The following is a 6,487-nucleotide window of genomic DNA, read 5'->3' on the forward strand; positions in this document are numbered from 1 at the left end:
AGGATGAACCTGTGAGTGCAGAGCTAAGCGAAACCATACTGAACAACGTTGTGACCGCCACTTTGATGTTGGATGAAACCCTGTGCGTGCGCTATGCCAACCCCGCAGCCGAACAGCTGTTTTCACAAAGTGCCAAACGCATCATCAATCAGCCGCTGTCTAAACTGATTCAACATGCGTCGATGGATCTGGCGCTGCTCTCACAGCCGCTGCAAAGCGGTCAGAGCATCACCGACAGTGACGTCACCTTCGTGGTCGATGGCAAACCCCTCATGCTGGAAGTGACCGTCAGCCCGCTATCATGGCAAAAAGAGCTGATGCTGTTGGTCGAAATGCGCAAAATAGGGCAACAGCGTCGCCTGACGCAAGAGCTTAACCAACATGCACAACAACAAGCGGCCAAACTGCTAGTGCGTGGCTTGGCCCATGAGATCAAAAATCCACTGGGTGGGTTACGCGGCGCAGCGCAACTTCTCGAGCGCATGCTGCCCGATCAGAGCCTGACTGAATACACCCAAATCATCATTGAACAGGCGGACCGCCTACGCGCGCTCGTGGATCGCCTGCTCGGCCCCCAAAAGCCGGGCAAGAAAACCTCCGAGAACCTGCACCTGATTTTGGAAAAAGTTCGTCAGTTGGTGGAACTGGAAGGCCGCGCCGATCTCACAATTGAGCGCGATTACGACCCCAGTTTGCCCAACATCCTGATGGACACCGATCAGATCGAGCAAGCCCTGCTGAACATTGTCAGCAATGCAGCGCAAATTTTGGCCAACCAGCCACATGGCGTGATCACACTCCGCACCAGAACGGTGCACCAAGCCAATATTCACGGCCAACGACATAAGTTGGTGGCCAGAATCGAAATCATCGATAACGGTCCGGGCATTCCGCTCGAACTTCAAGACACGCTGTTTTACCCCATGGTCAGCGGTCGTGAGGGCGGCACCGGACTTGGCTTATCGATTTCGCAAAACCTGATTGACCAGCACAATGGAAAAATAGATGTAGAAAGCTGGCCAGGTAGAACCACATTTACGATTTATTTACCGATTTGAACGACGTGACCATTCTCGCTTGGAGAATGGAGGCTGCTGTTGAGGAAACCAGACTATGAGTAAAGGATACGTATGGGTTGTCGATGACGACAGCTCGATTCGCTGGGTGATGGAGAAAACCCTGTCGTCAGCCAATATTAAGTGTGAAACCTTTTCTGATGCAGAAAGTGTGTTGATGGCACTCGAACGAGAAACCCCTGACGTCTTAGTTTCCGATATTCGTATGCCCGGCATTGATGGGATTGAGCTATTGCACCAAGTGCATTCACGCTCACCGGAATTGCCGGTGATCATCATGACCGCGCACTCCGACTTGGATGCCGCAGTCAACGCCTACCAAAAGGGGGCATTCGAATATTTGCCGAAGCCATTTGATGTCGATGAAACGTTAACCCTCGTTGAGCGCGCCATTGCGCATGGTCAGGAGCAGCGTAAAGAACAATCGCAGCATTTGGTTCCCACCTACGATGCACCAGAAATCATCGGTGAAGCTCCCGCGATGCAAGAGGTGTTTCGCGCTATCGGCCGCCTCTCTCGCTCCTCTATTTCAGTACTGATCAACGGTGAATCCGGCACGGGTAAAGAATTGGTAGCACATGCACTGCATCGTCACAGCCCGCGCGCGCAAAAGCCGTTCATCGCGTTGAACATGGCCGCGATTCCCAAGGATTTGATTGAATCAGAGCTGTTTGGTCACGAAAAAGGGGCGTTTACCGGCGCCAACAACGTGCGCCAAGGCCGTTTCGAACAGGCCAATGGCGGCACACTGTTTCTGGATGAAATTGGCGATATGCCACTCGATATTCAAACCCGTCTGCTGCGCGTGCTTGCAGACGGACAGTTTTATCGCGTGGGTGGCCATTCAGCGATCAAAGTCGATGTGCGCATCGTGGCTGCAACCCACCAGAACCTAGAAAAACTGGTACATCAAGGTAAATTCCGTGAGGACTTATTTCACCGTCTGAACGTCATTCGCATTCAAATCCCGTCATTACGTGAGCGCCGTCAGGATATTGATAAGCTGACTAAACATTTCCTCGCTTTGGCCGCCAAAGAGTTAGGTGTGGAGATGAAAACGCTGCACCCCAAGACGATTGAGATACTCAACCGCCTCGACTGGCCCGGGAACGTGCGTCAATTGGAAAACATGTGCCGTTGGTTAACCGTGATGGCCAGCGGCACTGAAGTGCTCCCGAGCGATCTACCTTCTGAACTGTTGGCTGAAAAGAAAAGCGTCGACTTTGACAGCGATGCCAGTTGGCAAAAACAGCTTGAAGCGTGGGCGAAATCGGCGTTGGCCTCGGGAGAAACCGAGATACTTTCGTACGCACTCCCAGAATTTGAACGTATACTTTTAGAGGCAGCACTCAATCACACCAATGGCCATAAGCAGGACGCCGCCAAAGTATTAGGTTGGGGACGCAATACGCTCACACGGAAACTGAAAGAGCTGTATTAGCATGTAGGTTGTCTCCCGCTGCCAATCCTAATACCGGCCATTAGCGCAGAATCAGGATATGCCGTTCAGACAACAGATGACTTTAAAAACTGCAGTGTTGTTTCCTTTTGTGATCATTATTTTGGTCACCATTGGAGTCATCGGCGCGGTGCAAAAATACAGCTACGAACAGATGGTTCAGGACGTGAGCCGCAAGCAGCTCACGTTCCTGTCCAGCAATGTCGACCAACGGCTGCATACCTTTCTGGATGAGCCATTTCGCGCCAACCAAAGCATGAGTTATGGCATTGGCTTCCATCAGTTGTATCAACCCCACCAAGCGCAGGTGATCGAGCGCTTTCTTCACTCAGGGTTTGATGAGCTGTATCGGCCGATTTCGCAAATCGATGTGATGAGCTTTGCCGGCATTCACGGCGAATTTGTCGGTTTTCGCAAAGAGGACAATCAAGACTTTACGCTGATGCTCAAAGATGCGCGCACTCAGCAGCAGTTGATGATCTATCACGGTGACTCGGTGAATGGTGAAGTCCGTTCCGTTATCAATCACTATGACCCTCGCACTCGCCCATTTTACACACCAGTCGCTGCCAATCCGCGCCCGATGTGGTCATCGGTATACACCAACATGGATGAACGTCAGGACATCACCCTGTCCGCGCTCACGCCCGTCATGCAACAACAGCAGTTTGTTGGCGTCATGGTCACCGACGTGAAGATCAGCACCTTCAACGCGTTCCTGCACCAGTTAAAGCGTGAAACCAACGCTGATGTCTATATCTTTGATGGTGACCAACGCTTGATTGCACACACGGTGCCGACGGGCGTGGTCTCTTGGGGAACCGAGTCGTCTCCCAAAGGAGAACGACTCACGACACAAGAAACCCCGAACCCCGTGCTCAAAGCCAGCGCGACACACATCGCGCATTCACTGCATACCGAACATGCCGTTCCCAGCCAAGTGTTTAGCACCAGCGTCGATGGCGCGCGCTATTTCAACCAAGTCGCCGCGGTTAGGGATGAATACGGGCTTCAATGGTATATCAACGTCACCATCTCTGAAGCCGACCTCTTGGGTTCGCTACCACAAAACCAGCGTAATAGCTGGTTACTGGGGTTGCTCGTGAGCTTATTCGGCATCGGGATTGGTTTTATCACATTCAACCGAGTCACGGCGCCTATCACCTCCACCGCCGTGGCCGCAAAACATCTGGCACAGGGCGACTGGAACAGTGCCATGCCCAAACCCGGCAAAATCTACGAAACCAGCATGATGGTGTACGCCTTTACCGAAATGGCCAACAACTTAAAGGCGTCCTTCAAAGCACTGCGCGAACAATTGATTTATGACTCGTTGACCAAGGTATACAGCCGTGAAGGCATCATCGATTGCTGTAGCCAGATGCCTGTGCTGCACGGTAGCTTATTTCTCATCGGCATCGATAAGTTTCGAGACATCAATGACAGCCTCGGCCATCACCAGGCCGACCAACTATTGGTGTTGATCGCCCAACGCCTCAAAACCGTGAATAACGAAGAGACATACATCGCCCGTATCGGGGGCGATGAATTCGCGATTTATCGGCCGCATTGTGTGGAGGAACAACAGGTGAAGCACTTTGCTCAGCAATTGCTACAGCTGTTTGCGACACCATTTCATATGCCAAACGAAAACATCGCCGTGAACATCTCCATCGGCATCGTGCATCATCTACCTTCCGCCAGTATGACGGTTTGGCTACGCAACGGTAGCATTGCGCTCAGCAACGCCAAGCAGGACTCAACTCGCATCAGTTATTACGTTCCAGAAATGGCCGATATTTCGCGCAAACGGACTCAAATGGTCACGCACATTAAGCTGGCACTAGAGAACCGAGAGTTTGTACCGTTCTATCAACCCATTGTGGATCTCCACAGCGGTGAAGTACTGGGGGCGGAAGCGTTAGCACGCTGGTTATCGCCGGAGTTTGGCCTCGTACCGCCAATGGATTTCATTCCAATCGCCGAAGAAAGCGGCCTGATCAACGCCATTGGTGAACACATGCTGCGCCAAGCCTGCTGGGACACCGTGCAAGGCATTGAACAAGGCAAGTGGTCGGCGGACTTCCAAATGCACGTGAATTTATCAGTCAATCAATTGTCTCACCCAGAGTTCTTACCGCAGTTGCGAGAGACATTACGCGACACCGGGATGCAGCCCAATAACCTCACCTTGGAGATCACCGAATCGCGCATCGTCAACAACGACCCCGTCATTCTCAATACCATGCAAGCCATTAAACAACTGGGCATCCGTTTGGCCATCGACGACTTCGGTACGGGATATAGCTCGTTGGCCTACTTGTATAAATTGCCATTCGACTGTCTGAAGATCGATCGTGCGTTTGTTTCGTTACTCAACCCAACGCATTTTGAAACCAGCATCGCCGCCACCATCATCACACTGGCCAACAGTTTTAAAGTCAACATCGTCGCCGAAGGCATTGAAACGCCGGAACAAGCAGAGTTGTTGGCACAATTACATTGCCCACAAGGACAAGGCTTCCTATTTAACAAGCCAATGTCTTATCACGAATGGCCAACAGATCTAGTGAACATGAAGAGAATATCGGCAAAATAGCGACGATTTCCACTTTCTCACTACTGACACTTCACGGTTTGGTTTTTATACTTAGCGCAGATTTTGACTTGGTAGATGAACATGATTACGAAAACTATTCCACTCACCGATTTGCACCGTCACCTCGACGGGAACATTCGCACTCAAACTATTCTCGACCTCGGTCAAAAATTTGGTATTGCTTTGCCCGCCAACACAATAGAGGCACTCACGCCACATGTACAAATTGTGGAAGCTGAACCTTCACTGGTGGCCTTCCTGTCTAAACTGGATTGGGGCGTGGCCGTACTGGGCGATTTGGATGCGTGTCGCCGCGTTGCGTATGAAAACGTGGAGGACGCACTGCATGCTCAAATTGATTACGCAGAACTGCGTTTTTCCCCGTACTACATGGCGATGAAACACAACCTACCCGTAGCGGGTGTGGTTGAAGCGGTCGTCGATGGCGTTCAAGCCGGCGTACGCGATTTTGGCGTTCAAGCGAACCTGATTGGGATTATGAGCCGTACTTTTGGCACAGACGCTTGTCAGCAAGAACTGGACGCAATTTTGAGCCAGAAAGATCATATTGTGGCCGTCGATCTGGCCGGTGATGAACTGGGCCAGCCTGGCGATCGCTTTGTCAGCCACTTTAAACAGGTGCGTGATGCCGGTTTACACATCACTGTGCATGCAGGGGAAGCCGCAGGTCCAGAAAGCATGTGGCAGGCGATTCGTGATTTGGGAGCCACTCGTATTGGTCATGGTGTGAAAGCCATTCACGATCCGGAGTTGATGGATTATTTAGCCAAACATCGTATTGGTATCGAGTCTTGTCTCACCTCCAACATTCAAACCAGTACAGTAGAAAGCTTCGCACAACACCCTCTCAAGCGTTTCTTGGAGCATGGTGTACTTGCATGCCTGAATACCGACGATCCAGCAGTCGAAGGCATTGAGCTGCCTTACGAGTATGAAGTAGCCGCACCTCAAGCCGGACTGAGCCAAGAACAGATTCATCAGGCACAGATCAATGGTCTGGAGCTGGCTTTTCTTTCCGAATCTGACAAACAGACCCTCAAAGCCAAAGTCGCTCAGCGCGTGTAACGTAGAAACTCTCTTCTGTTGAAGCCGATGCCTATCGCATCGGCTTTTTTATTCTCGGCTGTTCGAGCGCAGCTTCGCCTGTGTCAATAAACAACGTCATCGTGACCGTCATTCACCCATTGAGAACCAGTCAAGATGTCGAGCACGAACGGTGCGCACCAAAATTACAAAGAGTAAGAGGAAAAATTTGGAGCACGTAAAGGGATAAACAAGAGAGTTCAGGAATAAAGGAAATAAAGGATGAAGATTCGGTGCGTTTTCTAAACG

4 protein-coding genes are annotated in these 6,487 nt (G+C 51.2%); all 4 read left to right on the forward strand.

The features are described from left to right. Positions 1–11: 11 nt before the first annotated feature. The 4 genes from glnL to add all read left to right on the forward strand — a co-directional run bounded on the left by glnL (position 12) and on the right by add (position 6,220). Positions 12–1,058, forward strand: coding sequence for a nitrogen regulation protein NR(II) (gene glnL, locus ACF8PK_RS21660; RefSeq protein ID WP_004728434.1), 1,047 nt, complete (start codon positions 12–14; stop codon positions 1,056–1,058). 55 nt (positions 1,059–1,113) lie between these two features. Continuing rightward, the gene (glnG, locus tag ACF8PK_RS21665; protein ID WP_004728433.1) at positions 1,114–2,517 is read left to right on the forward strand and encodes a nitrogen regulation protein NR(I); all 1,404 of its coding nucleotides are present in this window, start codon (positions 1,114–1,116) and stop codon (positions 2,515–2,517) included. 58 nt (positions 2,518–2,575) lie between these two features. After that, positions 2,576–5,134 carry an EAL domain-containing protein gene (locus tag ACF8PK_RS21670; protein ID WP_392443514.1) on the forward strand — a complete coding sequence of 853 codons (2,559 nt, stop codon included), beginning with the start codon at positions 2,576–2,578 and terminating at the stop codon, positions 5,132–5,134. A gap of 81 nt (positions 5,135–5,215) precedes the next feature. After that, a complete protein-coding gene (gene add, locus ACF8PK_RS21675) occupies positions 5,216–6,220 on the forward strand; it encodes an adenosine deaminase (protein WP_392443517.1) in 1,005 nt (334 codons plus the stop codon). The last annotated feature ends 267 nt before the right edge of the window (positions 6,221–6,487 follow it).

This window comes from Vibrio sp. CJQ_6 (assembly GCF_043106745.1).
Taxonomy (GTDB): Bacteria; Pseudomonadota; Gammaproteobacteria; order Enterobacterales; family Vibrionaceae; genus Vibrio; species Vibrio furnissii.